Below are 1,039 nucleotides of genomic sequence, written 5' to 3'. Positions count from 1 at the left end.
GCCGCCAACGTGAGAAACCCGACGATGGCCACCGTGCCGCCGATCATCGCCAACGTGCCCGCACCCATCGAAATCTCAGCGATCAACCGCACAATCTCTTTACGGAAATGCACACTGGCATGCGGAATCCCGGCCAACGCCCGCACATAAAACAACAGATGATCACCGATACGGCCCAACACATCCACCGGACGACGCACCGACCGCGTCAACCGCGGATACGTGCTGCGCAAAATCGTCATCGTGCCCATCAGATGACCCGCTATCCCGTCGTCATCCGAATACCGATCGCGGTCACCACCACATTGATCACAAACAACGCCATAAACGCATACACCACCGTCTCGTTGACCGCATTACCCACCGCCTTAGCCCCACCCCCAGAGATCGACAACCCCCGATAACAGGCCACCAACCCCGCGATCACCCCGAACAACGCCGCCTTCACACACGAGATGATCACCTCAGGCACCCCGGTCAACAACGTGATCCCCGCCGCGAACGCCCCCGGATTCACATCCTGAATAAACACCGAAAACATATAGCCACCCACAATCCCGATGACCACCACAAAACTATTGAGCAACAACGCCACCAAACCCGAAGCCAACATCCGCGGCGTCACCAACCGCTGCACCGGATCAATCCCCAAAACCTCCATCGCGTCGATCTCCTCACGAATCGTGCGCGACCCCAAATCCGCACAAATCGCCGTCGACCCCGCCCCAGCCACAATCAACACCGTCACAATCGGACCCACCTGCGTCACCGCACCAAACGCAGCACCCGCCCCCGACAAATCCGCCGCACCCAACTCCCGCAACAAAATATTGAGCGTGAAACTAATCAACACCGTAAAAGGAATCGCCACCAACAACGTCGGCGCCAACGCCACCCGCGCAATAAACCAACACTGCTCCAAAAACTCCCGCCACTGAAACGGCCGCCGAAACACAAACCGCACCGCATCAGCCGACATCGCAAACAACCCACCCACAGCCGCCATCGGCCCCGACAAATCACGCACCCGCGGCAACCC

Annotated in this window: 1 protein-coding gene and 1 pseudogene; both read right to left on the bottom strand. The window is 58.9% G+C overall.

Going from position 1 to position 1,039, the window contains the following annotated elements:
* Positions 1-251: pseudogene (locus ABQE44_RS25760) on the bottom strand (ABC transporter permease); the annotation flags it as partial.
* An 11-nt stretch (positions 252-262) separates the two neighbouring features.
* Positions 263-1,006, bottom strand: coding sequence for an MlaE family ABC transporter permease (locus ABQE44_RS25755; protein ID WP_448395550.1), 744 nt, complete (start codon positions 1,004-1,006; stop codon positions 263-265).
* Positions 1,007-1,039 lie beyond the last annotated feature (33 nt).

This window comes from Mycolicibacterium sp. XJ2546, from assembly GCF_053483195.1.
Note: the sequence above shows the minus strand (reverse complement) of the source record. Positions and strands in the feature narration are given on the sequence as shown.

Coding starts and splice junctions, on each gene's coding strand:
- ABQE44_RS25755 (WP_448395550.1), bottom strand. CDS start 1,006: ATGGCGGCTGTGGGTGGGTTGTTTGCGATGTCGGCTGATGCGGTGCGG.